The sequence below is a fragment of the Neisseria lactamica genome, assembly GCF_901482445.1.
GTDB lineage: Bacteria > Pseudomonadota > Gammaproteobacteria > Burkholderiales > Neisseriaceae > Neisseria > Neisseria lactamica.
This window is the reverse complement of sequence record NZ_LR590477.1, coordinates 214,653-240,056: the sequence shown is the minus strand read 5'-3', so window position 1 is coordinate 240,056 and position 25,404 is coordinate 214,653. Positions and strand designations below refer to the sequence as shown.

Genomic DNA, 25,404 nt, shown 5'->3' with positions numbered 1-25,404 from the left:
ACATCGAAAAAATGCCGTCTGAAGGCTTCAGACGGCATTTTTCACAAATGGCCAATCAAATCTTGGCAGATTGGATTTGGCTTAAAAATTTCCGCGTCCGTTCGTGTTGGGGGTGGTCGAACAACTCTTTCGGGCTGCCTTGTTCGACAATAACGCCGCCGTCCATCACGACGACGGTGGTTGCCACTTCTAAGGCAAACTTGATTTCGTGGGTCACGACAACCATCGTCCAACCTTCCCGCGCCAATTCCTTCATAGCGTTCAACACGTCTTGCACCAATTCGGGGTCGAGTGCGGAAGTGGGTTCGTCAAACAGCATCAATTCAGGCTGAATCGCCAATGCGCGGGCAATGCCGACGCGCTGTTGCTGACCGCCGGAAAGCTGGTAGGGATACAAATCCACTTTATCGCCCAAGCCGACTTTTTCCAACAGTTTCAAAGCCTCTTCACGCGCTTGGGCGGCAGGTTTGCCCTGTACGGCAACCGGCCCTTCCATCACGTTTTCCAAGGCGGTTTTGTGCGGAAAGAGGTTGTATTGTTGGAACACCATTCCGGATTTGCGGCGCAGTGCCAAAATATCGTGTTTGCTTGGTTTTTTAGAAAAATCAATGCTTAATGGCTGCGAATTGTCAAACTCGATCTGACCTTGTTCTGGCATTTCCAGCGCGTTTAAACAGCGCAGAAACGTCGTTTTGCCCGAGCCGGAAGGCCCAAGGATGACGACAACCTGCCCTTTGCCGACATCCAAATCGATACCGCGCAAAATGGTGTTTTCGCCAAAGGTCTTATGGATATTGCGGATTTTAATCATAGCGTTTCCTTATTTGGCGACATAGCGGTCGAAACGTTTTTCCAAGCGCGCCTGAATTAAAAACAGCACTTTACAGAAACACCAGTAAACCAATGCGGCTTCGATATAGACGGGCAAAAAGTCATAAGTACGGTTTGCCGTCTCTTGGGCGACACGGAAAAGCTCCGTTACCGTTACCACCGCTGCGAGCGAGGTGTTTTTGAACAAGCCGATAAACTCGTTGCTCAAAGGCGGCACGGCAACGCGGAATGCCTGCGGCGCGACGATGCGGCGGAACGTCTGCATATAGGTCATACCGATGGAGAAACCCGCTTCCCATTGGCCTTTAGGTACGGACAAAATTGCCGCGCGTATGGTTTCGGAAGCGTATGCGCCGACATTAAGCGAAAAGCCGATGATGGCGGCAGGAATCGGATCGATATAGATGCCGACGGAAGGCAGCCCGTAAAACACAATCACAAGCTGCACCAACAGCGGCGTACCGCGAATGACGGAAATATAAAATTCCACCAATTTCAGCAGGATTTTCCGCACGATACCGCCGGCGGGCATAATCCGCACCAAAGCCACGGCTACGGCAATCATCATACCGATAACGAAAGAAGCGATCGCTAAAGGCAAAGATACTGCGAAGCCGGCTTTGACCATAGGCAAAAACGCGCTGACAATCATATCGGCGCGTGTTTCCGTCATAAACGGCAGCGAAGCAAGGAAATTATTGAACACTGATGTCTTTTCCGAAGAATTGTTCGCCCAGTTTTTTCAGCGTACCGTCGGCTTTCAGCTCGTTGATTGCCGTACTGAATTTCGCCACGGCTTCGTCATTGCCCTTGTTGACAATCAGGCCGGAACCGACTTTTTCATCGGCAGGTGCGGACCAAACGATTTTCACGCCCGCATTCGGGTTTTTCTTCAGATAGTCCAAAACCGCCAATTCGTCGTTCAGGGTTGCATCGGCACGTTTTTGTTCAATCAGGGTCAGCGATTGCGCCAAACCGTCAACAGCCACCAAATCTGCGCCTGCAGCTTTGGCTTTTTCGCCGTAGTTGCTGGTCAGGGATTGTGCGGTTTTCACGCCTTTGATGTCGTCGATAGATTTGATGTTGCTGTCGTTACGGGCAACCAATACGGCACCGCTCCAGCTGTAAGGATCGGATTTGTCGAATGTCGCTTGGCGTTCGGGGCTGGTCAGACCGACTTGGTTTGCCACCACGTCGAAACGCCCCGCCTTCAAACCCGCCATCATCGAATCCCATTGCGTTTCTTTAAACTCGACTTTCACGCCCAGTTTTTCCGCCACGGCGCGGGTTACTTCCACATCGTAACCGGTCAGTTTGCCGTCCTTGTCGTGGTAGGTAAACGGTGCGTAAGTGCCTTCTGTACCGACGGTAACCGTACCTTTATTGTTGATGCGTTCGATTAAAGAACCGGACTCGCCGGCAGATTGGGCTGGAGCAGAAGAAGACGCGCTGCCGCCCTCTCCGCCGCAGGCCGCCAAAACCAATGCGGCAATGCCGCCGAGTACGAATTTTTTCAACATCATCCTCTCCTGTAAAAAGTGTGCAAGGGCTGCATTCTAAGTGAAATTGCAGCAAACACAAAGAATACTTTTTTTATATGGTTATTCCAAACCGGAATGGAAAAGATATGCCGAAGCCGCCGGAAGCGGGAATAAAGGCGGCAGGCGGCACGAAACCGAAAAGCAGCATCAGGTACGCAAACGGCGGATTCACGCACGCTGTTCCGGCAAAAATCCGCCTGCCGATTCGGTGCTATAATCCACCCGAAACAGATGACACCAAAAAGGAACATCATGAACACACCCCAATCCGCCATCATTCCCGACCACGCCCAAGCCGGCATCTTTATCGAAGCCGACTTCGCCGCCAACCGCCTCAACGATATTAAAGCCGCCTGCCGCGCTTCGCTTGACGCGTTAACTGCCTTGAAAGCCCGCTTTCCAGACGATATTTTGGGTCTGACCATCGCCTTCGGCAGCGAAGCCTGGAAAACATTCGGACACACGGACGAAGGCAGTGAAATCAAACCCTTCCCCAAAATGGGCAATGGGCTTGCACCATCCACGCAGCACGATATGTACATCCACATCCAATCCTTCCGCCAAAACGCCGCCTACGCGCTTGCCCAATCTGTTTTGAGCGCATTCGGCGACAGCATATGCGTCGCGTCCGAAGAACACGGTTTGCGTCTGTATCAGGATCGTGGGCTGGACGGTTTCGTCGACGGCACGGAAAACCCGCAGGGCGATGAAAAAATCCGCGAAGTCGCCATCATCCCCGAAGGAAAACCCGATGCGGGCGGCAGCTATGTCCTGCTGCAAAAATACCTGCACGATTTGAAAAAATGGGATGCCGTCCCCGTCGCCGAACAGGAAGCCTCGGTCGGACGCAGCAAGGAAACCAACGACGAATTCAGCCGCGATGTCCGCCTGCTCGATTCGCACCTCGGCCGCGTCAACCTGAAAGAAAACGGAGTCGGCCTGAAAATCGTCCGCCGCAGCCTGCCCTTCGGCAAAATCAGCGGCGAACACGGTTTGATGTTTACCGCCTACTGCCGCACGCTGCATAATATCGAAGCGCAATTATTGAGTATGTTCGGCGACACGGACGGCAAAACCGACCTGCTGCTCCGACACCTCTCCGCCGCCGTTTCGGGCGGATACTACTACGCCCCGTCTGTCGAACGCCTGCAAAACCTCTAAGCCGGACGATGCCGTCTGAAACCCTTTTTCAGACGGCATTTTCCCGTTTTATAGTGGATTAACAAAAACCAGTACGGCGTTGCCTCGCCTTAGCTCAAAGAGAACGATTCTCTAAGGTGCTGAAGCACCAAGTGAATCGGTTCCGTACTATTTGCACTGTCTGCGGCTTCGTCGCCTTGTCCTGATTTTTGTTAATCCACTATACCGTCCAACCGTTTTCCGAGCGCGCACTATGTCTGCAAGCATCCAAGCATTCGACCCGCTGACCGTCCCCATTTCCGGCACCAACCTGATTGAAGCCTCTGCCGGCACCGGCAAAACCTACGGCATTGCCGCCCTGTTTACACGTTTGATCGTATTAGAACAAAAAAGCGTCGAGCGCGTATTGGTCGTTACCTTCACCAAAGCCGCCACCGCCGAGCTGAAAACACGCCTGCGCGCACGTTTGGACAATGTGTTACAAGTTTTAGAAAGCAAAGAAATTGCCAAACTTGGAGACGACACGCTTTCAGACGGCATTGCCGCCTACTGCGCCGAACACCACGAAGGCGACACCTTCCTGCCCGAACTCTTAAAACAGGCTTTGCAAAAAGAGGGCCGGACGCGTCTGATTGTCCGCCTCAAAGCCGCCATCGGGCAATTCGACAACGCCGCCATCTACACCATCCACGGCTTCTGCCAGCGCATCCTGCGCGACTACGCCTTCCTGTGCCAAGCACCGTTCGATGTCGAACTGACCGAAGAAGACGGCGACCGCCTGCTTGTCCCGGCGCAAGATTTTTGGCGGGAACGCGTCAGCGGCGACCCTGTGCTTGCCGCATTGGCGTTTAAACGCAAAGCTGTGCCGCAAACCGTCCTTGCCCAAATCCGCGCCTACCTGTCCCGCCCGTACCTGAATTTCCGCCGTCCGCAAACCGATTTGCCGCAAGCCCGGGATGCCGCTTTGGCAACTTGGCAAAACCTTTGCGGAAATCTGGCTGAATTAAAAGAAACTTTTTGGCGCATCCACCCCCTTTTAAACGGCAATTCGTATCGGAAAAACAGTTTTGCCGAATTGTTTGACGCGTTGGAACAAAAAGCCCTGTCGCCGGATTTGCCCTTTTTGGAGGCAAAGCTGCACGAACGGCTCTTGAAACTCTCATCCGACAAACTCGAAGCCGGACTGAAAAAAGGCAAAACGCCCGATGCGGCAGTATTTGCCGAATTGCAGAAACTGGCAGACTTCGGGCGCGATTTGAATGCACTCGAAGAAGCGGAAGAAGCAACAATGATCCGGCTGCAACTGGATTTAATCGAATATCTCAACCGCAGCCTTGCCGAGATGAAAAAATCGCGCCGCGAACGAGGTTTCGACGACCTGCTGCTCGATGTCCACACCGCGCTGACCGACAATCCGCACGCCGAAACCCTCGCCCGCGCCGTTGCCGAAAACTGGGAAACCGCGCTGATCGACGAGTTCCAAGACACCGACCCGCTGCAATACGAAATCTTCCAAAAAATCTTCATCGCCCAAAACCGCCCGCTGTTTCTGGTCGGCGACCCCAAACAGGCGATTTACAGCTTTCGCGGTGCGGATATTTACGCCTACCTGCAAGCCGCCGGAGACGCGCAACACCGCTACACGCTCGCCACCAACTACCGCAGCCATTCCGCGCTTATCGGCAGCATAGGCGCGCTGTTCCGCCTCAAAGAACGCCCGTTCGTTTTGGAAAACATCGGCTATTCGGAAGTCGATGCGGCGCGTGCCGAAAGCAGGCTGTCCCCCGAACGCACCGCCGTACAAATCCGCTGGCTGCACGAAAACGACAATGAAAAAGCCAACAAAGACGTTTTGCGCCGCCGTGCCGCCGACTATTGCGCCGACGAAATCGCCCACGCGCTCAACGAAGCCGCCGGAGGCCGTCTGAATTTCAAAGGCTGCCCGCTGCAGTCGGGCGATATTGCCGTGCTGGTCCGCACGCACAACGAGGCGGTGATGGTTTCCGCCGCCCTGAAAAAACGGCAGGTGCAAAGCGTCCTGCTTTCGCGCGAATCCGTGTTCGCCTCGCCCGAAGCCGCCGCCCTGTCCGCACTCATCGGCTTCTGGCTCGAACCGCGCCGCGCCGGAACGCTGCGCTTTGTCCTGACAAGCAGCATATTCGGTTATGACGCGCAGCAATTGCACGACTTCAACCAAAACGAAAGCGAGATTTTGCATTGGGCGGAATCTGCCCGAACCGCACTCGACAACTGGAATCAATACGGCATTTTCGCCGCTATGCAGCAATTTTCCCAAACACACGGCATCGAAACGCGCCTCTTAAGCCGGAACAACGGGCGCAGCCTGACCAACTATTTCCAACTGCTCGAACTGCTTGCTGCCGAAGACGCGCAAAACCGAAACCCCGCCGCGCTGCACAAATGGCTGCGCGACCAAATCAGCCTTGCCGGCAACAACGGCGGCGACAACCGCGCCATCCGTCTGGAAAGCGACGAAGATTTGGTCAAAATCGTTACTATGCACGCCTCGAAAGGTTTGCAGTATCCGCTGGTGTACTGCCCGTTTGCGTGGGACGCGCAAGATACCGGGCCGTCCGACTGGCAAATCCTCCACCAAAGCGCAAACCGAACCGAACTGTTGGCAAAGGCGCAACTGTCGGAAGACGAACAGAAGCAATACGCCGATGAGGAAATGGCGGAACGCCTGCGCCTGCTTTATGTCGCGCTGACGCGTGCCGAGGAACAGCTCAACATCTACGCCGCCTATTCTTCCGATACCGCCGACAACCCCCTCGCCTACCTGATTGAAGGCTTGCCGCAAGACAGCCGCGAAACCGTCCGCCAAATCTATGACCGGGAAAAGGACGGCATCGCGATGCTCAAACGCAACTGGCAGCGTTTGACGGACAACGCCCCTTCCGGCACGGATTTCGCCTTCACAGAAGATGCGCCGCCCCCTGCCGCCTATCGCGGCAACGCCGGTCAAACCGCCGAATTTGCCGCAAACAGCATTCCCGAACGCAGATTCCGATTTGTCCGCCACACCAGCTTTACCGCTTTAAGCCGCCAAAGCCAAACGCCCGACGACGGCGAAGAAGATGCCTGCCCGTCCTTGGATGCCGCCGAAACCTCGGTGCCGGCGATGCCGTCTGAAACGCCGACGGCTTCAGACGGCATATCGATACACGACTTTCCGAAAGGCACGCAGGCGGGGCTGTGCCTGCACGAAATTCTTGAAGATTTCAAATTCGGACAAGCAGCCGCCGGACAGGAAACCCTCATCACCGACAAGCTGAAAAAATACGGATTTGAAGAAATATGGCTGCCTGCCGTTGCCGAAATGGCGGAAGCCTGCCGCAAAACGCCGCTGACGGGGGCATACTGCCTGTCTGACATTCCGCCCGAGTACCGCTGTCCCGAAATGGGCTTTACCCTCCACACCGAAGACTTCGGCCTCAAACGGCTGCGCGACTGGTTTGCCCGCGACGACATCAGGCTGCCCGAAGTCTGCCGTGCCGCTGCCGAAACGCTCGACTTCCACACCGTCAACGGCTTTTTAAACGGCTTTGTCGATATGATCTGCCAAGACCCCGACGGCAATATCTGCGTCATCGACTACAAATCAAACCACCTCGGCACGGATGCATCCGCCTACACGCGGCAGGCGATGGACGAAGCCGTCGCGCACCACCACTATTACCTTCAGGCACTGATTTACGCCGTTGCCGCCGCGCGCTACTTCAAACTGCGCAGACAACCGCCCGCCGCCGTTTCCGTCCGCTACCTGTTTTTGCGCGGATTGGATGGCAAAGGCGGCGGCGTTTGGCGTTGGGACATAGATGCCGCCGCTTTGGAACAGATAAAATAACTTCCCGTCCCTTAAGACGACAACCGCAGGAGAACCCTATGAATATCAAACACCTGATTACCACCGCACTCATTGCCTCAGCCGCCTTTGCCGCGCAGGCAGCCCCGCAAAAACCCGTATCCGCCGCCCAAACCGCACAACATTCAGCCGTTTGGATCGATGTCCGCAGCGAACAGGAATTTAGCGAAGGGCATTTGCACAACGCGATCAACATCCCCGTCGACCAAATCGTCCGCCGCATACACGAAGCCGCGCCCGACAAAGACACGCCGGTCAACCTCTACTGCCGCAGCGGACGGCGTGCCGAAGCCGCCCTTCAAGAGCTGAAAAAAGCAGGTTATACAAATGTTGCCAATCACGGCGGTTATGAAGACCTGCTCAAAAAAGGGATGAAATGACGCAATGCCGTCTGAAAGGACAGGCTTTCAGACGGCATACGGCGTTCCGGCACGCGGCGCGGCACCGGGCGCGGCGCGTGCCGCCCCATCCAAAGCCTGATAAACAAACCAATAAGGAACAATGATGTTTCAACACACAAGACGACACATAAAGCACCGCCCTATGTGTTGCTATGATTTGGAAGGGGTTACACCCCTCCCGAATAAAGTCTGATTCTACCGTTTCAACCAAAAAGGAAAAAGGAAATACGATGAAACACATACTCCCCCTGATTGCCGCATCCGCACTCTGCATTTCAACCGCTTCGGCACATCCTGCCGGCGAACCGCAAACCCAAAACGAAACCGCTATGACCACGCATACCCTCACCTCAAAATACAGCTTTGACGAAACCGTCAGCCGCCTTGAAACCGCCATAAAAAGCAAAGGGATGGACATTTTTGCCGTCATCGACCATCAGGAAGCCGCCCGCCGAAACGGCTTAACGATGCAGCCGGCAAAAGTCATCGTCTTCGGCACGCCCAAAGCCGGCACGCCGCTGATGGTCAAAGACCCCTCCTTCGCCCTGCAGCTGCCACTGCGCGTCCTCGTTACCGAAACAGACGGCAAAGTACGCGCCGCCTATACCGATACGCACGCCCTGATTGCGGGCAGCCGCATCGGTTTTGACGAAGTGGCAAACACTTTGGCAAACGCCGAAAAACTGATACAAAAAACCGTAGGCGAATAAGCCCGTCGCCGACATATGGCGGATGGAAATCAAATGCACACGCCCCTCATTCCCACGAAGTCGGGAATCCAATCGGTTGGATTGCCGTGATTTTCAATCATTGCCGAAACGGACGATTCCGAATTCCCGCCCTCGCGGGGATGAAGACAGTGTGCGTTTTTGCCATATTACAGGCAACTTTGCCGCAAATCTTATCTGTCGCCGGTATGCCTTCTTGTTTCAATCCGCCACAAACCAAATGCCGTCTGAAACCCGATTTCAGACGGCATTTCCGTTTATTCACTGCTGTCGCGGCAAATATCGATGGCTTCCTGCAAACTCGAAACGCCGTAGATTTTCAGGTTCGGAAACTCTTTGGCGTTGCGCGGCATATTGGCTTTGGGGACGATGGCGCGTTTGAAGCCGAGCTTTTCCGCTTCTTTGAGCCGCTCTTGTCCACGCGCGACGGGGCGGACTTCGCCGCTTAAGCCGATTTCGCCGAAAACAACGGTTTTTTCAGGCATAGGGCGGTTGCGGAAGCTGGAAAGCATCGCGAGGATGACCGCCAAATCCGCCGCCGGTTCGCCGATTTTCACGCCGCCGACGGCGTTGAGGAACACATCCTGATCGAAACAGGCGATGCCGCCGTGTCGGTTTAATACGGCAAGCAGCATCGCAAGGCGGTTTTGTTCCAGTCCGACGGTGAGGCGTTTGGGCGTAAAGCCGTGCGCGTCATCGACCAATGCCTGAATTTCGACCAAAAGCGGGCGGCTGCCTTCCTGTGTAACCAAAACGCACGAGCCGGGCGTGTCGTCGCGGTAGCTGGCGAGGAAGATGGCGGACGGGTTGGACACGCCTTTCAAACCGTTTTCGGTCATCGCGAACACACCCAATTCGTTTGCCGCGCCGAAACGGTTTTTGATGGCGCGTATCATTCGGTAGTTGGAATGCTGGTCGCCCTCGAAATACAGCACGGTATCAACCATATGCTCCAACACGCGCGGGCCGGCAATCGCGCCGTCTTTGGTAACGTGTCCGACCAATATCATAGCGGTGCCCATTTGTTTCGCCATACGCGTCAGTTGGGCGGCACATTCGCGCACCTGCGACACGGAGCCGGGGGCGGACGTGATTTGGTCGGAATACATGGTTTGGATAGAGTCGATGACGACAACTTCGGGCTGGTGTTGTTTCAACGCCGTCTGAATCGCTTCCATGCGGATTTCGGCAAGAAGGTTTACGCCGTCGGTCGGCAGTTCCAAACGTTGCGCGCGCAGGGCGACCTGCTGGGCGGATTCCTCGCCGGAAACGTACAGCACTTTGCGGCTTTGCGCCATTTTGGCGATGGTTTGCAGCAGCAGCGTGGATTTGCCGATGCCGGGGTCGCCGCCGAGCAGGATGACCGCGCCATCGACCAAACCGCCGCCCAATACGCGGTCGAGTTCGCCCATACCGGTCGGATTGCGCGGCACTTCGGTGGCGGTCACGGTGGAGAGGGACTGGACGGTCGAGGTATCCGCCGCCCAAGATTGGAAACGGGCGTTTTTCGGATCGGGCGCGGCTAAGCTTTCCTGAAGCGTGTTCCACTCGCCGCAATGCGGGCATTTGCCTTGCCATTTCGGGGAAGTGCCGCCGCATCCGGTGCATTGGTAAAGGGTTTTAAGCGTTTTTGCCATCGGTTTTCCCTGCATCTGAAAACAAAAATGCCGTCTGAAAATAAGGACGGTTGAAATTACGCCAATGCGACAACGCCTCCGCCGTCATGTACTATCCGTACACGGCGGATATTGCCGCATTGCCTTATTTTTACCCTAACCTGCCATCCCTCGGCTTTCAGACGGCATATCAGGCAGTTTCCTGCCGGCTTACCCGCCGTGATACTGCCGCGACAGTTCGTGTACGGTGTCGACTAAGATTTTGGCGTGTTTTGGGTCGGCGTGTTGGTTGATGCCGTGTCCGAGGTTGAAGACATGACCGCTGCCGTGTCCGTAGTCGGCCAGGATGCGTGCGGCTTCGGTGCGGATGGATTCGGGCGTACCGAAGAGGGCGAATGGGTCGAAGTTGCCTTGCAGGGCGACTTGCTTGCCGACGCGGCGGCGTGCTTCGCCAATGTTGCACGTCCAGTCCAAGCCCAATGCGTCCGCACCGATTTCTGCCATGCTTTCCAGCCACAGCCCGCCGCCTTTGGCAAACACAATCACGGGAACGCGTCTGCCTTCACTTTCGCGTTTCAATCCGGCAACGATTTGGCGGATGTATTTGAGGCTGAATTCTTTAAACGCCGCGTCGCTCAACACGCCGCCCCAAGTGTCGAAAATCTGCACCGCCTGCGCGCCCGCGTCGATTTGGGCGTTGAGGTAGGCGGTAACGGCTTGGACGTTGGTATCGAGGATTTTGTGCAGCAAATCGGGGCGCGAGTACATCATGGTTTTGATGGTGCGAAATTCTTTGCTGCCGCCGCCTTCGACCATGTAGCAGGCGAGCGTGAACGGGCTGCCGGAGAAGCCGATAAGCGGTACGCGACCGTCCAATGCTTTGCGGATGGAAGTTACCGCGTCGAAAACGTATTGCAGTTTTCCCATATCGGGAACGTGCAGCTTGGCGATGTCGGCTTCGTGTTGCAAGGCGCGTTCGAATTTCGGGCCCTCGCCTTCGGCAAAATACAGCCCCAAGCCCATTGCGTCGGGGACGGTCAGGATGTCGGAGAACAAAATCGCCGCGTCCAAATCGAAGCGTTCCAAAGGCTGGATGGTGACTTCGGTCGCCAATTCGGTGTTTTTGCACAAATCAAGAAAGCTGCCCGCTTTCGCGCGTGTGGCTTTATATTCGGGCAGATAACGCCCCGCCTGGCGCATCATCCAAATCGGCGTGTATTCGACGGGCTGTTTGAGCAGGGCGCGGAGGAAAGTGTCGTTTTTCAAAGAGGTCATGTGGGGCTTTCGGTTTGTTTGTAAAACGGGGAAGGAAAACGGTTTTCAGACAACCTTTGCGGCGGTTTCCGCAATGAAAGGTCGTCTGAAAAGGGAGGGACGGGCACATTTGCCTAGGTAATCATCAGTAGATGATTAAACGGCAGCAGGTTTTCATGGGGTTTCAATAGTGCGTTTATCTTCGATATGGATAACTTTGGGTTCTTCAGCATCACAATCGCGATGAGAGCGCCCTTCGATACCGATTTTGAAATCTTCATCCAATCCTTCTTCTTTTAGGATTAGCGTAAAAATTTCAGGATGATGGCATGAAACGGCATATCCATCGCCACTATCTAAAGTGATAATGCCAAAATCTGCAGATGGTGTTCCTATTTGAACCTTGCCCCATTTGCTTAATATCTCTTTAGCTTGTTTCTCCAGATCTTTTTCCGGTTCAAGTAAAATGACGCAAGTCCCATTTTCAAAGAGCACCCAAGATTTTTCGTTTCCATTAATGCTCTTTTTCCAAACATCAATTAACTTTTGTCGATAAGCAGGCGTTCCAATTTCAAATATTTCTTTCTTTTCCTTAAAGGAATCTGAAGGTCCCATCAAATTCTCCCAGATAAAGATATTTCCCAAAATCAGCTATGCTGCTCTAACGCTGTGTGGCGTTCGTCATCGGAGACGGCTTCCAAAACCAAGTTGCGCTGCGCCTCCGCCTTCTGCGTTTCTCCGGTTTCGTCAAAGACTTTCGCCAACACCAGACGCGCCGGAATACTCGGCTTCAGTGCAATGCTCGCTTCAAGGTAGCCTTTTGCCTTGCCCCAAAGTTTGCGGCCGTAGGCAAGCTGTCCGAGATACATCAAAAGCAGGGCATTGTCGGGCTGATCCTGAAGCCAAGCATCGGCAAAATCAATGGCTTTCTGCTGACCGCGTTCGTCCAAAAAGCGCACACTTCCGACAAATGCCTCCAAAAGCCCGGGGAGGCGGTTTTGCGGATAATGCTGCCTGACCCATTTGACCGCATCGGCATACAGCCCCAAACGCCGGTATTTTTCCGCAACCGATACGCTCAATTCTCCGTTTTTGAGGCTGTCGGGAATCCGTTTCAGACAGGTTTTCAAAGCGGCGGCATCGGCAGCGTCCGCCAACAGCCGGCGGTAGGCCCAATTTTGATACCGTTCCATTTCCGATTTGCCCAACGCGCCCGCCTTGGAAAGTTTTTCGGTTTTTGCCAACACCTGCGGCACATCGCCCCTGTCGAAGGCGTAGCGCAATTGCAGGCGCACGAGACGCGTCAGGCCGGCATTCATTTTGGCTGCCGCGTGCAGATTGGCCTCCGCCGCTTCGTAATCGCGCCGGTTCAACGCCGATTCCGCCAGCAGCAGGTAGCGGGAAAGCTGCTGTTTTTCCGGCAGTTTGGCGATTTCGGCAAGGTAGCGGTCGCGCAATTCGGTATTTTCCATCTGTCCGGCGGCGTGTGCGCCCAGCATCAATGCCAAAGTACGGTTGTCGCCCGCCTCTTTGTTGCCCAACACGCGCGAAGCTTCGAGTTCCGCCTTTTCAAAACGCCCTTCAAAATACGCCAAACCCGCCTTGTTCAAGGCAAGCGCGGCCTTGCGTCCTTTCCGCGCCGAACCGGAACGCCGCAGCTTTTCGGGGATATTGAGTACGCCGATAATGAATTTGAACAGGAAATACCAAGCCGCAACGGCAATCAGCAGCCCCAGCACAAAGGCGTGCAGGTTGATTCTGAGCATAGTCTGTCCGACGACGACGAACACATCGCCGGTATAAATGCCCGAAGCCAATGCCAGCCCGACGGCAGCGGCAAACAGTACGACAATCCAGACTACCGTTTTCATGCGCGTTCCCCTTTAACGGATGGCGAACGCGCCGCTTTTTCCGGGGCGTGTTGTTTCTTCGCCGGCTGCTCCGGCTTGCCTTCCGAAGGCAGGGACGGTGCTTCTATGGCCTTCGCATCGGGCGCGCCGGCCGGTTCCGATACTGTTTTCCCATTTGCCGGTTCGGAGGCATCCTGCACAGCCCCCTGATTTTCCGCCGTTGCCGCACGCGCGCCGTCGAGGTAGGCGCGGACGGCGTTCAGGCTGGCTTTCAAACCGTCGTCTGCCGACACCCGGACATCCAACGCCTTCAATTCCGCCAATTCTTTCAGCCACGACTGCGTGGCGGGCGATTTGGCATCGAAATACTGTCTGACGGCGGCTTCGGCTCTGCTCAAATCGCCCTGATAGATTTCGCTGTTGCGCTGCATCAGTGCGGTTCGCGCACCCAAAAGGCGCAGGCGCAGGTTTTCACGCACAAAATATGCCTGTTCGGGAGAAATCAGCATCGCATCGTTGTTATTCAAGCGGCGGATTTCGACCAGCCCTTTCAATGCTTCGAGGGATTTCCCCCAAGCGTCCTGCCACCAAGATGAGGCGGGCGCTTCGTTTTTTGCCTGCACGCCGGGCTTCAATACGCCTTCAAGGATCAGCGGCAGCCCGGATACGGCGGCTTCCAGCCTGTCGAGGCGCAATGCCGTGCCGGAAATATCGGCGTAGGGGCGGTTTTTCAATTCTGCCAAATCGCTGCCGACCGCCTGTTTGATCGGCAGCAGCTCCGCCTGATCGAAACGGGACAGTCGGCTGTCGATATGCTCCAACACGCCGACGGCTGCCTGTATGTTGCCCGTCAGCACCAGCTGCTGCGCCGCCATATCGAGCATCGCCTCGGCTTCGTCCGCCAGCCAGTCGGCGCGTCCTTTGGTCAGTTCGCGGTAGGCTTTTTGCGCCGTCGAAATCTGTTCGGCGTTGGTTTTGACATTGTCCCCCAAACGGTCGAGTTCGGACTGCATCGCCGCTTGGCGGTTGATGCCGTCTTTCAGCAGCGCGGCGTTTTCCGACTCGCCCAAGGCGGCTTTGTCGATTTTCTGGTTGAACGCCAATTCTTGGTTTTTCAGGACATTCTGCCCTTGTACGAACAAAAATCCGCCCGCACCCAAACCCAAGGCCGCCAATACCAGGGCGCAGATTGCCAGGGCGTTGCCGCCGGCCTGTTTGACGACGAATGGGCGGGCATCCTGCGCGTAACCCGTACGCACATTGCCGGTTTGCGCCTCGGATTCGGACTTTTTGTCCGGTAAAGAGGTTTCAGACGGCATTTCTTTTTGCGCCGCCGCCCCGCTGACGGGTTCGGATGATTTGTTTTCAGGTTCGCCCACCGTTTTGCTCCTTATCGATTGGGTGTTTGGGGAAAGTCATACCGTCTGAAACGGAAATGGGACAGCGCGGCTTCCAGTGAAGGGACGGTTTCCACCGCCTCCGCGCCTTCGCGCTTCAATGCCTCCGCAATGCGCGGATGATGGGTAAAGTATAACAAGGATTTGAAGAATCGGGAAAATTGCGGCGGAAGCTGTGCAAACAGCGAGCGCGCGAGTTCTGCGGACGTAATATAGGCGGCAGTAATATTTTCGGCTTGGAAATTTTGAAAGTTCAAAGGTTTATGCCGTCTGAAATACACTTCGGCCAATTCGGTTTGCAAACCCTTTTCCCGAAGCCGCCCCATAAGGAAATCGCGCCCGCCGTGTCCGCGCACAAACAATACGCGCGCGCCTTCCGGCAGGCCGTCCCAAACCGGCAGGCGCAAAACCGCCTCGCTGTCGTTTCCGTCATCCGGCGCGATGACCGTTCTGCCCAAACAGCGTTCCAATGCGCGGCGGCTGCCCTGCCCTACGGCAATGTGTATCTTTATGCCGTCTGAAAGGTCAAGGTGCGGGACGGCGGTTTCGATTGCGGTCGGACTGACCCAAAATACCGCATCGGCGCGGGCATATTGTTCGGACAAAAGTTCCAGTCCGGCAGCATCTGCTTCGATTTCGACCGGGCTCAATACTTCCGCGCGCCAACCGGCATTCAGGCAGGTTTCGACATCTTCTGCGGCCCTGGCGGACGGACGGACAATCAGCATAATGGGTTTCGCTGTTTCCATCGCCTTATCCGCCCCGATTACCAGGAAAAATCAGCATCGTTGAAATTCGCCTGCGCGGTTTTCGGTGTACAGCCGACCCGTGCGACTTCCTTGCCCCTACGCTCCACAACGACACCGCTGCTTTCCGTATGAGTCACGGAATCGAAGTCTGTCCATACGGTGTACATAAATTCGCCGTTTTGGAATTTCATCGTTGACCAGCGTCCTCTACCTATGCCTTGCCACCTGTCGGAACGCCCCAACAGGTCGGATTTGCTGTTGCGTATGGCAATTTCTTTTTTTGCCGCACTGCCGAACGAATATTCGTAAAGATTGCGGTTGATTTTTTGAACTTCTATATATTTGTTGTTGTCCGTCTTACAGGAAAATACCGAACCTGCTTGTGCAATACCTGCCGTGCCAATCATTCCTGAAAAAATCAAAATCAAGGTTCTTTTCATTGGAATCACCCGATGTCTTATAAGGATTTAATCTTTCACAAACCAAACCGTGCAGCCGGCGTGCGGAAATCATCATTCCGCTTTAAGGCAATGCCGTCTGAAAACGCTTTTCAGACGGCATTGCCTTGATTCCGCATCAGGCGGAGACAGGTTTCAGCAACAAGGTTTCGCCACTTTGCACGACTTTTTCCAGCAGGTCGATGTTCGGATGCTTGCCGGGATGGGCGCGCGCGTCGGCAACGTGTTCGGCAAACCATATCAAACCCTGCTCTGCCGCTTTTTTGTCCAATTTTCCGCCAAAACGTTCCGCCAAGGCATTATACAGCTTGAGCGAACCGAGCTTGCCCTGTACGGCGGGAATGTGGTGAACCGTTTTGCCGTCGGCATCCCGAACGTCCAAACCGCCCAGATGGTCGATTGAAGGAAATGTGGCGAGATAGTCTTGAAAATTCATATCAGCTCCAAAAATCAGTCAGTTAGCGCGTGCCGAAAATCTTGTCGCCCGCATCGCCCAGACCGGGAATAATATAGCCGTTTTCGTTCAAATGGCTGTCGAGCGCGGCGGTGTAAATCGTAACGTCAGGGTGCGCGTCATTAACAGCCTTCACACCCTCAGGGGCGGCAACCAAGACTAAGGCTTTGATGTTGCGGCAGCCTTTTTCTTTCAACAGGTCGATAGTTGCCACCATCGAACCGCCCGTCGCCAGCATAGGATCGATAATCAAAGCCGGACGCTCGTCCATACTGTCCACAAATTTCTCAAAATAGGAAACGGGTTTCAATGTTTCCTCGTCGCGCTGCAGTCCGACCACGCTGATTTTGGCAGTCGGAATCAGGTCGAGTACGCCGTCAAGCATACCCAAACCGGCACGCAGGATAGGAACGACGGTCAGGGTTTTGCCTTTGATGCGGTCGCCTTCAATCTGACCGCACCATCCGTCGATAAGGTATTTTTCGATTTCAAAATCACGGCTTGCCTCGTATGCCATCAGGCGCGCCAGCTCGGTGGCAAGCGTCCGGAATTTGTAGGTGCTGCAATCTGCCTCCCTCATCAGGGTTAATTTGTGGCGGACGAGCGGATGGTTGATAACGTTAACGTTCATCGCGGTGTTCCAGTGTGATTTTGAGACGCGTCATTATACTTTTTTTTAATTTGCCGGAAAAGAAAATGCCGTCTGAAACACGTTCAGACGGCATGAGCGGCCGAATCAGGCTTTGAGCAGATCCTGCAGCTCGCCTGCCTCATACATCTCCGCCAGAATGTCCGAGCCGCCGACAAATTCGCCGTTCACATAAAGTTGGGGAATGGTCGGCCAGTCGCTGTATTCTTTAATACCTTGACGTACTTCGGGATTTTCCAATACGTTGACGGTTACATAGTCGGTACAGCCTGCCGCATTAAGGATTTGTACGGCACGTGAAGAAAAACCGCATTGCGGAAACTGCTTCGTACCTTTCATAAACAATACAACGCGGTGAGTCGTTACTACTTCTTTAATTTGGTCGTGGATGGAAGCCATCGCTTATTCCTTTTGATAAAGTCGACAAAATTTGTCAGGTAGAGCGCATTATACGCAAAAGCGGAAACTTCCCACAACATCCGCCCTATTTCGTGCACATTTCAAAGGAAAAAAAGAAAACGCCCGTTTCCTTACAATTAACATCATCCTCAACTCCGCAGACAAAGCAAGCGAACAGTTCCGGCGCATCGATGAGTCAACAGCCGATTAGGATGGATAGGACTTGATATTACCCCCATCATTGTCCATTTCGGAATCGATTTCAAAGTCGGCGACATGATTAAAGTAACCATCACAAATTCTGATGAATATGATTCGTGGGGAAGTTGTTAAGTTAACGGTTTTGACATCCTCCCCACCCTAAAGGACGGGGATTCCTACTGCGGTCGGCGGTGTTCTGCCAAACCGCTTCGGCGGGTTCGTGCTGCTGACAACCTTACCGCATTGTTCACTTCACACGCGCTGCGGACATGTCCTGCCCTGATTTGACTGCTTATTACGCCGCCAAGATTTCCTGACCGCGTCGTAATATATTTATCGCCCCAACCGCATCCGCATTTTCCGTATAGCCGCATTCTACGCATTCAAAATCAGCCTGCGTTTGGCGGTTTTCCTTTGCGGTATAACCGCAACAAGGACAGATTCTACTTGTATTTTGCGGCGGTACGGCAATCAGATGTCCGCCGTTCCAAGCCAATTTATACGCCAACTGCCGTCTGAACTCAAACCAAGATTGATCTAGTATCGACCGGTTCAAACCTGATTTCTGTTTCACATTCTTGCCGTGTTCTTCCGCTATGCCTCTGGCTGATTTGGACATATTCGACACCTGTAAATCTTCAACATACACAACCGCGTGGTTTTTGCTGATTTTGCTTGAAGTTTGGTGCAGAAAGTCTTTACGGCAGTGAGCGATTTTGTGGTGCAATTTGGCGATTTTCGCCTTTAATTTCTGCCAGTTTTGGCTAAATTTAACCTTGTTTTTAAGTCGGCGTTGTAGTTTTGCCAGTTTGCCTTTCAGGTTCTTGAATGCGTTAATCGGCTCAAAACATTCGCCGCTTGAAAGTGTCGCAAAACGAACGATACCCATATCGATACCGATTTCTCCGCCTTTGGGTTGCGGTGTTTTTTGTTCAAATTCTGTTTGAACGGAAATATACCACTTACCGCATTTTCGGCTGACGGTTACGTTCTTCATTTAGCCGACGACATCGCGGCTGTTGCGATAGCGAATCCAGCCGATTTTCGGGAGATACAGGCGGTTATTTTGTTGTTCCAGTTTGCAGCCTTGCGGAAAGCGAAAGTTCTCTTTCAAGCCTTTTTTCTTGAATTTCGGGAAGCCGGAACGCTTTTGAAAGAAGTTTTTGAACGCACTTTCAAGGTCTTTTAACGACTGTTGGAGTACTTGGGAATGGCAGCCTTTGAGCCAAAGCAGTTCTTTTTTCCATTGCGGAAGCAGATTGGCTATTTTCGTATAACTGAACTTGACACTGTTATCTTGCCCATATTGCTCATTCTGCCAAGCCAACGCCTGATTAAAGACAAAACGGGAACAGCCGCAAAACTGTTTCATTCTGCGGATTTGTGCGCCGTTTGGCATGATTTCGAACTTAAAGGCTTTGCGTATAATCATAGTGGTATGATTATACCTTTGGTTTGTGTTTGTGCCTTATATCTCCGCCCTGAAGGACGGAGTTTTACGGCACAGGGCTGATAAACCAAATAAATGTTAATGGTGATCGTAGTTCAATTTCTCTAGGAAAATCACCTTCATGACTATTGATATTAGCTGTAATAGATAATGGAAATGTCATGATTTAGTTACTTATTAATTAATATATTAAAAACCATACAACGGCACATTCACCAGCCAATCCTGTTCCCGATAATCCGCCATGGAAAAGCGAATAGCCTGCTCAGGCTGAAATTGTTCTACATACACTTTCAAACTTTTCGCTTTTAGATTTTCTTCAGCTTTGACTTCAATCGGAATCACAGCTTGCTTACGTTGCATAACAAAATCGACCTCTGCCGTGCCTTTTTCAGTTGCCCAATAAAAAATAGGATTTTCTTGCGTGACGATCAGTTGTTGCAAGACATATTGTTCGGTCAATGCCCCTTTAAATTCGGTAAAAATACGGCTACCTTCTAGAAGTACACTGGCATCTAAGTTGCTTTGTGCGGCAAGCAGCCCCACATCTAAACCATACAATTTAAAGGCGTTATCTTGATAGGCTGAAAGCGGTAAATGTGGTTTCTTCACTCGAGGCACGCTATGTACTAAGCCACTGTCTTTTAGCCATTGCAGAGCAATTTCATAGTCTTTGCTTCTCGCCCCTTTTTGTAGCTGAGCATAGATAAATTTTTTATTTTCTTTGGCAAGCTGTTCAGGAATGGAAGCCCAAATTGACCGCACTTTTTGCACAGTTTGCCCGTCGTGAATATGTTTGGAAAAATCCTGTTCATACGCCATCAATAAATTACGTTGTATTTGACGCACTTCATCGACATTTTGTGTTTCGATAAATACTTTTACCGCTTCGGGCATACCGCCGACAAAATAATATAAACGGAGTAAATCAATATAGGTGGTTTTCATGGCTGAAATTAGCGGCCAGTCTTTCAGTTCAAGTAACTTCACCAAATCTTGTTTGCCAAGTGCGGTTAAAAATTCGTGAAAATCCATGGGATAAAGTGGTAGAAAGTCCACTTTGCCGACAGGAAAAGAGGCTTGATGATGTAGTGACACCCCAAGCAATGAGCCTGCCGTGACAATATAAAATTGAGGTGCATTTTCGTAAAAATATTTGAGTGATGATAATGCTTGCGGGACTTCTTGTACTTCATCAAAAATAATCAGAGTGTTTTCTGCTTGAATATCGACACCGCTTTCAATTTTCAAACCGAGCATTAAGCGATCAATATTATAGTTGCCAGAAAATAGCGTTTTCATGCGAGGGTTATTATCAAAGTTGATATACGCCACTTTTTCAAATGATTGCTCGCCAAAGTGTTTCATCGCCCAGGTTTTTCCTACCTGTCTTGCTCCTTGAATAATCAACGGTTTGCGGTTTGTTTTGTGCTTCCACTTTTCTAAGGATTGTATGATTTTACGCTGCATAATGTTTCTCTAAAACAAGGGATGTAGAGTAATTATACATTTTTTCCAACAATAGAGGGTTGAAATGCACAATTTTTAAAATGAAAAATAGTGAATTAACACACTTTTTAAAATGAAATGTAGGATTTTTTCAAGCCGTCTTTTGTTCTAAAGTGCTGTCAATTTGAAAAAAACCGCCATTATGTAGTAAAAGCACAATAAATTAAATCAATTGGTTACGCCCATCCTTTGCTTACAGAAAAAACGCCCGAGTTTCGGGCGTTTTTTTGTTTGGCTAGTTAGAAGGCTAGACTGCTATCTCATTTCTATTGATGGATGAGGAGATCGACTAAAATGCCAAGTACGTTTTTCTGGAGTACAACCAATATGGGATATGTATTTTGTTGCAATATTGTCACATCCCAAACTCCAAATCGTCTTCCTCAATATCAACTTCCCATTTTTGGGCGAGCCATTGATTCTGAACCAGTACGTCCCTGTTTTCTTCGTATACAGTCTCTTTAGCTTCTTGAATCCTTTCGATTATATAGCTACCTTCATCAGGATCGACACCACAATATTGCTCCCCAAATTGCAACAACGCTTTCTTTGTCGGATAACGCCTGCCATGTTTATTTGTTAAACTCAAAGCTAATTTATCGTCATATACCTCATGTACTCCATTGTTTCCTACCGCGTAAATTGATGTGTCTAAAATATCATAAGCCGGGGCAAGTCTCACATCCTCTTCACTACGATATAACACTGAAAAATTCTTCAGATGTGCGTCTCCGTTTTTTAAGAGACAGGTGCACGCTAATTGAGAGAAAAACTGAAGCAGATTCTCATTAGGATTACTTGAAACTTCTCGAATTATGTTACATAGAGAAGCATAGCTACCCATATATTTCTCACTGGCAGACCAATCTCTTAGACTTGTAAAATCCTCCATCCCTAAGAAATCCCCATTATTATCTATGTCGAAACGTTTGACTAACAATATAGAGGAGTCTGTAGATAATGATGTTTGGGCAGTTCGAATACCTGCTCTCTGAGCTACCTTCATACAAAGATATTCATTGGCTGCCAAACAGGGGGACTTCTCTTTATCAAACCCCTTTGCAATATACGCAACAGATTGCTTGGTGTTACGTCCAATGGTTGCAACCGACATTTTTTTCTGTACGCCTGAGACGGTTACAAATCTTCCTTTTGCTAAAATATTATTCAAATAATCATCAAAGTTCTGCTCTGTCAAATCTCCCAACAAATCCTGTACATTGAGTAAGTTGCTTGGTTGCTCCAAGGACTCAATCCACTCGTTGAATATTGGGTCGCTACAGCGAACACGAATGCGTCCTAGCGTTTCTCTCCCAAAAATTGCAAGACGCAACATCTCATCATCTTGGAAAGGAGCATCTGAGAATGGATATTTGCTATTAAGATAGGTTTCCAAAAAACCTTCCGGGAAATACTGTGCAAAAATATAGGGTAAATTTAAGGATTGGTAAATTTTTGCCCGATCAGAATAGTGCAACCCAAGTAAGGGGGCTTTTTCGCTTATATATTTAAAGCGAAACACAGAGTTTTTTTCTAAGATTCCTATGGTTTGATCATTTATCAGAATTTCCAATTCTTTGATTCTAGGCTTTATAAATCTAGCTTGTCTATTTACCGATATAGTTTTTATCATTAAATATCTCCTAAGGAAGCTCTTCTATTTTAAATGGACACGTTCGCACCCGATTGCTGTCAAAACCTGTAGCATAAAATCCGCTCCGAAAGCACCTCGGCAGATTTTGTTGCTGAGGTTGGGCGGATTCTCGTCAATTCCGAGTAATTTTAATCTTTCCGCCAATTCGGCATAGCCCATATTTCTCAAGGCCATTTCCGATTTCACAATACCTTTGGCTTTGTCACGCCAAGCCTGCTGTACCTCTTTGTTCATGGCAAGTTTTTCATAAAACAGTTACACCCCTCATTATCCGTAACAAGACAAACGTTGTTAAAACATATTAAATGAAATATAATCACTATATAAGATGATTTGGTATTCCTATCCTTTATTCTTTCAAGAACAGACAGGCAGGTTCTGCATCACGGCGCAACACTTCCTACTTTCCTCCAAATCCCGAACGCTGACACCGATTGAAATGGCGCAGCTGTCCGACGAATCGGCTCACCGTCTGTTGTGCAGAATCCGTTGGGGCGGCGAGGAACACGTCGTCTGTCCGAAATGCCGTATCCGGCACAAAGCCTACCGTATCGCCAGCCGCAGACAATGGCGGTGCAGGTTCTGCAACCACACCTTCAGCGTTACCTCCGGCACAGTGTTTGCCGGCAGAAAACTTTCCATCCAACACTACCTCTATGCCATCGCTCTGTTTGCCAACGCGGCAAAGTGGCTGTCCGCCTGTCATCTCTCCCGCGACTTGAACGTCCAGTATAAAACCGCCCTTACTCTTGCCCACAAAATTCGCGAAAGCTTGCTCGTCAAAGAGCAGACCGAACCGCTTTGCGGCGAAGTCCATATCGACGGCACTTATATCCATACCTATGTCAGACCCAAAAACAGGAAGACAGACCGTATCGACAGACGGCTGAAGGAAAACGCCAATCCGGACAAACGCGCCGTCATGGTAATGCGCAGCCGTTACAGCAGGGAGGAAACGGAAGTCTGTCCCTATGCCGTCGGTGCCAAACGCACCCTGACTTTCCCTGTTATGTCGGAAACCGCCGCAGTGGCAGAAAAACTGGCGGGAAGATATATCAAAGCAGGGAGCCGTATCCATGCAGATGAAAACCCAGCCTACGACGGACTGATTGTCCGTTACGACCTGCGCAGAGTGAACCATCAGCGCGAGTACGGCACTTCAGACGGCATCAACAATAATCTTGCCGAGAGCTACTTCGGCAGATTCAAACGGATGATAGTCGGCACCTACCACAAAATAGGCAACCGCTATCTCGACTGTTATGCCGGCGAATGCGCCTATCGAGAAGACCACCGCCGATACGACAACCGCAGACTGTTTGACGGAATGCTGGAAAGATGCCTGTGTTCCGTCGAAACAACGGATTGGAGAGGTTACTGGCAGGGAAGACACAGAACCGTGGAAAGGCTGGTTGCTTAATGGCAGGGAAAATCTACCGCAGCCAGATACTGAAGAAGCTGGAGCGACTGGAGCGGGAAAAGAAACAGGTGTTGGAACATCTGGATTTGGTTGAAAGCAGAATCCGGATATTGAACGAAGCATTGAGTGCAATGGAAGCCGAAGCCTTAACCGACGAATACAGCACCAAGCTCTATACCTACCGTACCTATAAACGCCGGTACCGGTGCAAACTCAGACCTGCCGTACTGGCAGAACTGAAAGCCGAACCCGAACGCTGGTTCACCGTGAACGAACTGGTATCAAGGGTATTGGCGAAATGCGGACAGGAAGCAGAAATCAGTCCGCAGCATACTGCCTCTATGCGCAATGCGCTGAAGCACTGGCTGAACAAAGGTGTTATTGAAAGAGATGCTGCAAATGTCGTAGATGTGAAATGGCGGTTAAAGCAGGATATTTGAACAGACAACAAAATCAAAACCCCGCAGTTGGAAGGCTACGGGGTTTTGATTTGGGCAAAAGGGGAGTAGGATCCGTTTGAATTGAATATAACCCATTGATTTAATTCATTGTGCTTTTACTACATAATGCCGAGAGAAAATGCAATGTTGGCATCAAGTATTTCGGCAGGCAGATTTTCGGCAGCGAAATTTTCAGGTAGCCAGTTTTGCAGAAAACGGCACAAGGCTTGCAAGCCTTCATCGTCGCTGTTTTGCAGTAAATCGAGATGGTATTGCTTGAAGGCATCAAAAGTTTTTTCAGACGACGTAAACGGTTTTTCTTTCGCTTCGGCTTTGTTTTTATTGGCTTCCACGCCGAGCGCGTATGCGGTTTTATCCCACAAAAAATTCGGTTTGATGCCTGATGTGCGTTTTTCAGGGCGCGGCACACTCATCAGCTTCGACTGCGGCTTTTTATCGGCGGTCAGATTCGGCACAACGGTTTTCAGACGGCCTTCTTTATCCAACACCAAAATCCAGCCGATTTTTTCCTCGCTAAAACCATAAGGCGGCACTTTCGGGTTGCCCATGTCATCAGTTTTTGCTGCCAAACGGCGGGTAATAGCGGGCAAGGGATGCAAGAATCATGCTTTCACCTCCTCGGCGTAAAACGGCGGCACATCAATCACGCCATCTTTCATTTGTGCGCGGAAAAAATGCGGCGTGTTGCCGTGATCAAAATCAATATCGTGCAGCATCCAGCCCAAATCGCGGCTTGCCTCGCTTTCCGATAACGCTGACGGCGGCAGCGGCTCGCCTTCGTCAATCAACGCAAAATCGGCAGGAAACTCACGCACGCCCCAACAAGGCTGCTGAAAGCATTGCCCCTTTTTCGCACGGCGTTTGAACATCTCGATATGCTTGGTAACGGTCTCATCCGCCCCCGCTTTTGCCGTCAGCACCGCATGGGCTTCAATCACATAAGCCACGTCTTTAAGCACCGTTGCCGCGCGCTGCTGGCGGTCGTCTTCAATCAGCGTATATAAATCGGCAACACTCTTGCGCTTCATCGCACCGCTGACCTTACCCGCCGAAATCTTGCCGCCCAACTCATTGCGTCGCACTGACTCAAACTGAATCGGCTTTAACACATAAATCTTATCTATCACCCACCGAATCGCGGGCTTCCAATGCACCGCCGCCAAAATCCCACGCGCCGCCGACGGCGTGATGACATCATAAGACACCCGCTCCACCTTCATCTCCGGACGGGTAAAACAGGCATAATCGCCCCAAATGTGTAGGCGAATTTGGTTCATTTGGTTCTCCTTTTGGTTGGAAAGTGCAGTTTCAGACGACGTTTTGAAAACGTTAGGGAAATTGACCGCACTTTGAATG

General features: G+C 51.5%; 24 protein-coding genes and 2 pseudogenes. 6 read left to right on the top strand and 20 right to left on the bottom strand.

Annotated elements, in window-relative coordinates; all coding sequences use genetic code 11:
* Positions 1–55: 55 nt before the first annotated feature.
* The 3 genes from FGL10_RS01360 to FGL10_RS01350 are packed head-to-tail and all read right to left on the bottom strand — an operon-like array spanning position 56 to position 2,354.
* Positions 56–811, bottom strand: coding sequence for an amino acid ABC transporter ATP-binding protein (locus FGL10_RS01360; protein WP_003707295.1), 756 nt, complete (start codon positions 809–811; stop codon positions 56–58).
* 9 nt (positions 812–820) lie between these two features.
* Positions 821–1,537 carry an amino acid ABC transporter permease gene (locus FGL10_RS01355; protein ID WP_002222717.1) on the bottom strand — a complete coding sequence of 239 codons (717 nt, stop codon included), beginning with the start codon at positions 1,535–1,537 and terminating at the stop codon, positions 821–823.
* On the bottom strand, positions 1,527–2,354 hold the full coding sequence (locus FGL10_RS01350; RefSeq protein ID WP_003707292.1) for an amino acid ABC transporter substrate-binding protein: 828 nt from the start codon (positions 2,352–2,354) through the stop codon (positions 1,527–1,529). The genes FGL10_RS01355 and FGL10_RS01350 overlap by 11 nt, the downstream gene beginning before the upstream one ends.
* Positions 2,355–2,624: 270 nt before the next feature.
* Here FGL10_RS01350 and FGL10_RS01340 point away from each other — a divergent pair, with 270 nt between their 5' ends.
* From FGL10_RS01340 to FGL10_RS01325, 4 genes are all read left to right on the top strand, one after another.
* The gene (locus FGL10_RS01340) at positions 2,625–3,533 is read left to right on the top strand and encodes a Dyp-type peroxidase (RefSeq protein WP_036469158.1); all 909 of its coding nucleotides are present in this window, start codon (positions 2,625–2,627) and stop codon (positions 3,531–3,533) included.
* Positions 3,534–3,765: 232 nt separating this feature from the next.
* Positions 3,766–7,380 carry an exodeoxyribonuclease V subunit beta gene (gene recB, locus FGL10_RS01335; protein WP_003710950.1) on the top strand — a complete coding sequence of 1,205 codons (3,615 nt, stop codon included), beginning with the start codon at positions 3,766–3,768 and terminating at the stop codon, positions 7,378–7,380.
* A 38-nt stretch (positions 7,381–7,418) separates the two neighbouring features.
* A complete protein-coding gene (locus FGL10_RS01330; protein WP_003710949.1) occupies positions 7,419–7,778 on the top strand; it encodes a rhodanese-like domain-containing protein in 360 nt (119 codons plus the stop codon).
* Between the two features lie 251 nt (positions 7,779–8,029).
* Positions 8,030–8,509, top strand: coding sequence for a DUF302 domain-containing protein (locus FGL10_RS01325; RefSeq protein ID WP_036470308.1), 480 nt, complete (start codon positions 8,030–8,032; stop codon positions 8,507–8,509).
* Between the two features lie 275 nt (positions 8,510–8,784).
* On the opposite strand, the gene radA is transcribed toward FGL10_RS01325, so the two are convergent.
* From radA to FGL10_RS01240, 15 genes and pseudogenes are all read right to left on the bottom strand, one after another.
* Positions 8,785–10,164, bottom strand: a complete 1,380-nt coding sequence (gene radA / locus FGL10_RS01315; RefSeq protein ID WP_118778960.1) for a DNA repair protein RadA — start codon at positions 10,162–10,164, stop codon at positions 8,785–8,787.
* 189 nt (positions 10,165–10,353) lie between these two features.
* Positions 10,354–11,418 carry a uroporphyrinogen decarboxylase gene (gene hemE, locus FGL10_RS01310; protein WP_003710939.1) on the bottom strand — a complete coding sequence of 355 codons (1,065 nt, stop codon included), beginning with the start codon at positions 11,416–11,418 and terminating at the stop codon, positions 10,354–10,356.
* A gap of 153 nt (positions 11,419–11,571) precedes the next feature.
* On the bottom strand, positions 11,572–12,012 hold the full coding sequence (locus FGL10_RS01305; protein ID WP_003710937.1) for a hypothetical protein: 441 nt from the start codon (positions 12,010–12,012) through the stop codon (positions 11,572–11,574).
* Between the two features lie 32 nt (positions 12,013–12,044).
* Positions 12,045–13,268 (bottom strand): heme biosynthesis protein HemY, encoded by a 1,224-nt coding sequence (locus FGL10_RS01300; RefSeq protein ID WP_003710936.1) that lies wholly within the window; start codon positions 13,266–13,268, stop codon positions 12,045–12,047.
* Entirely contained in the window at positions 13,265–14,626 is a 1,362-nt protein-coding gene (locus tag FGL10_RS01295) for a uroporphyrinogen-III C-methyltransferase (protein WP_036474993.1), read from the bottom strand. The genes FGL10_RS01300 and FGL10_RS01295 overlap by 4 nt, the downstream gene beginning before the upstream one ends.
* Positions 14,613–15,393: pseudogene (locus FGL10_RS01290) on the bottom strand (uroporphyrinogen-III synthase). Before FGL10_RS01290 ends, FGL10_RS01295 begins: the two are co-directional and overlap by 14 nt.
* A 17-nt stretch (positions 15,394–15,410) precedes the next feature.
* Positions 15,411–15,833, bottom strand: a complete 423-nt coding sequence (locus tag FGL10_RS01285) for a protein Gly1ORF1 (RefSeq protein ID WP_003710927.1) — start codon at positions 15,831–15,833, stop codon at positions 15,411–15,413.
* Positions 15,834–15,969: 136 nt separating this feature from the next.
* On the bottom strand, positions 15,970–16,287 hold the full coding sequence (locus FGL10_RS01280) for a DUF2322 family protein (RefSeq protein WP_003710925.1): 318 nt from the start codon (positions 16,285–16,287) through the stop codon (positions 15,970–15,972).
* A gap of 22 nt (positions 16,288–16,309) precedes the next feature.
* Positions 16,310–16,936 (bottom strand): uracil phosphoribosyltransferase, encoded by a 627-nt coding sequence (upp, locus tag FGL10_RS01275; protein ID WP_002242442.1) that lies wholly within the window; start codon positions 16,934–16,936, stop codon positions 16,310–16,312.
* 105 nt (positions 16,937–17,041) lie between these two features.
* On the bottom strand, positions 17,042–17,353 hold the full coding sequence (grxD, locus tag FGL10_RS01265; protein ID WP_002241342.1) for a Grx4 family monothiol glutaredoxin: 312 nt from the start codon (positions 17,351–17,353) through the stop codon (positions 17,042–17,044).
* A 496-nt stretch (positions 17,354–17,849) separates the two neighbouring features.
* Complete coding sequence (locus FGL10_RS12420) at positions 17,850–18,551, bottom strand: RNA-guided endonuclease InsQ/TnpB family protein (protein ID WP_003710923.1); 702 nt, start codon at positions 18,549–18,551, stop codon at positions 17,850–17,852.
* Complete coding sequence (locus FGL10_RS12415; RefSeq protein ID WP_003710920.1) at positions 18,552–18,986, bottom strand: RNA-guided endonuclease InsQ/TnpB family protein; 435 nt, start codon at positions 18,984–18,986, stop codon at positions 18,552–18,554.
* A gap of 207 nt (positions 18,987–19,193) precedes the next feature.
* Entirely contained in the window at positions 19,194–20,474 is a 1,281-nt protein-coding gene (locus FGL10_RS01250; protein WP_003710918.1) for an ATP-binding protein, read from the bottom strand.
* A gap of 394 nt (positions 20,475–20,868) precedes the next feature.
* Positions 20,869–22,146 carry a type II toxin-antitoxin system HipA family toxin gene (locus FGL10_RS01245; RefSeq protein ID WP_003710916.1) on the bottom strand — a complete coding sequence of 426 codons (1,278 nt, stop codon included), beginning with the start codon at positions 22,144–22,146 and terminating at the stop codon, positions 20,869–20,871.
* A gap of 24 nt (positions 22,147–22,170) precedes the next feature.
* Complete coding sequence (locus FGL10_RS01240) at positions 22,171–22,401, bottom strand: DUF6471 domain-containing protein (protein WP_003710914.1); 231 nt, start codon at positions 22,399–22,401, stop codon at positions 22,171–22,173.
* A 94-nt stretch (positions 22,402–22,495) separates the two neighbouring features.
* Here FGL10_RS01240 and FGL10_RS01235 point away from each other — a divergent pair, with 94 nt between their 5' ends.
* Positions 22,496–23,587, top strand: a complete 1,092-nt coding sequence (locus FGL10_RS01235) for an IS1595 family transposase (RefSeq protein WP_050774467.1) — start codon at positions 22,496–22,498, stop codon at positions 23,585–23,587.
* Positions 23,587–24,027: a hypothetical protein gene (locus tag FGL10_RS01230; protein ID WP_036470302.1), complete on the top strand. Its 441-nt coding sequence runs from the start codon at positions 23,587–23,589 to the stop codon at positions 24,025–24,027. The genes FGL10_RS01235 and FGL10_RS01230 overlap by 1 nt, the downstream gene beginning before the upstream one ends.
* Before the next feature lie 131 nt (positions 24,028–24,158).
* Here FGL10_RS01230 and FGL10_RS01225 read toward each other — a convergent pair.
* Positions 24,159–24,654: pseudogene (locus tag FGL10_RS01225) on the bottom strand (type I-C CRISPR-associated protein Cas8c/Csd1); the annotation flags it as partial.
* Positions 24,651–25,325 (bottom strand): type I-C CRISPR-associated protein Cas5c, encoded by a 675-nt coding sequence (gene cas5c, locus FGL10_RS01220; protein ID WP_036470299.1) that lies wholly within the window; start codon positions 25,323–25,325, stop codon positions 24,651–24,653. The gene cas5c and the pseudogene FGL10_RS01225, both read right to left, overlap by 4 nt.
* Between the last annotated feature and the right edge of the window lie 79 nt (positions 25,326–25,404).

What these genes read in the sequence shown, in the direction of transcription:
- FGL10_RS01360 (WP_003707295.1), bottom strand. Translation starts at nt 811, where the DNA reads ATGATTAAAATCCGCAATATCCATAAGACCTTTGGCGAAAACACCATT.
- FGL10_RS01350 (WP_003707292.1), bottom strand. Translation starts at nt 2,354, where the DNA reads ATGATGTTGAAAAAATTCGTACTCGGCGGCATTGCCGCATTGGTTTTG.
- FGL10_RS01340 (WP_036469158.1), top strand. Translation starts at nt 2,625, where the DNA reads ATGAACACACCCCAATCCGCCATCATTCCCGACCACGCCCAAGCCGGC.
- recB (WP_003710950.1), top strand. Translation starts at nt 3,766, where the DNA reads ATGTCTGCAAGCATCCAAGCATTCGACCCGCTGACCGTCCCCATTTCC.
- FGL10_RS01330 (WP_003710949.1), top strand. Translation starts at nt 7,419, where the DNA reads ATGAATATCAAACACCTGATTACCACCGCACTCATTGCCTCAGCCGCC.
- FGL10_RS01325 (WP_036470308.1), top strand. Translation starts at nt 8,030, where the DNA reads ATGAAACACATACTCCCCCTGATTGCCGCATCCGCACTCTGCATTTCA.
- radA (WP_118778960.1), bottom strand. Translation starts at nt 10,164, where the DNA reads ATGGCAAAAACGCTTAAAACCCTTTACCAATGCACCGGATGCGGCGGC.
- hemE (WP_003710939.1), bottom strand. Translation starts at nt 11,418, where the DNA reads ATGACCTCTTTGAAAAACGACACTTTCCTCCGCGCCCTGCTCAAACAG.
- FGL10_RS01305 (WP_003710937.1), bottom strand. Translation starts at nt 12,012, where the DNA reads ATGGGACCTTCAGATTCCTTTAAGGAAAAGAAAGAAATATTTGAAATT.
- FGL10_RS01300 (WP_003710936.1), bottom strand. Translation starts at nt 13,268, where the DNA reads ATGAAAACGGTAGTCTGGATTGTCGTACTGTTTGCCGCTGCCGTCGGG.
- FGL10_RS01285 (WP_003710927.1), bottom strand. Translation starts at nt 15,833, where the DNA reads ATGAAAAGAACCTTGATTTTGATTTTTTCAGGAATGATTGGCACGGCA.
- FGL10_RS01280 (WP_003710925.1), bottom strand. Translation starts at nt 16,287, where the DNA reads ATGAATTTTCAAGACTATCTCGCCACATTTCCTTCAATCGACCATCTG.
- upp (WP_002242442.1), bottom strand. Translation starts at nt 16,936, where the DNA reads ATGAACGTTAACGTTATCAACCATCCGCTCGTCCGCCACAAATTAACC.
- grxD (WP_002241342.1), bottom strand. Translation starts at nt 17,353, where the DNA reads ATGGCTTCCATCCACGACCAAATTAAAGAAGTAGTAACGACTCACCGC.
- FGL10_RS12420 (WP_003710923.1), bottom strand. Translation starts at nt 18,551, where the DNA reads ATGAAGAACGTAACCGTCAGCCGAAAATGCGGTAAGTGGTATATTTCC.
- FGL10_RS12415 (WP_003710920.1), bottom strand. Translation starts at nt 18,986, where the DNA reads ATGATTATACGCAAAGCCTTTAAGTTCGAAATCATGCCAAACGGCGCA.
- FGL10_RS01250 (WP_003710918.1), bottom strand. Translation starts at nt 20,474, where the DNA reads ATGCAGCGTAAAATCATACAATCCTTAGAAAAGTGGAAGCACAAAACA.
- FGL10_RS01245 (WP_003710916.1), bottom strand. Translation starts at nt 22,146, where the DNA reads ATGATAAAAACTATATCGGTAAATAGACAAGCTAGATTTATAAAGCCT.
- FGL10_RS01240 (WP_003710914.1), bottom strand. Translation starts at nt 22,401, where the DNA reads ATGAACAAAGAGGTACAGCAGGCTTGGCGTGACAAAGCCAAAGGTATT.
- FGL10_RS01235 (WP_050774467.1), top strand. Translation starts at nt 22,496, where the DNA reads ATGATTTGGTATTCCTATCCTTTATTCTTTCAAGAACAGACAGGCAGG.
- FGL10_RS01230 (WP_036470302.1), top strand. Translation starts at nt 23,587, where the DNA reads ATGGCAGGGAAAATCTACCGCAGCCAGATACTGAAGAAGCTGGAGCGA.
- cas5c (WP_036470299.1), bottom strand. Translation starts at nt 25,325, where the DNA reads ATGAACCAAATTCGCCTACACATTTGGGGCGATTATGCCTGTTTTACC.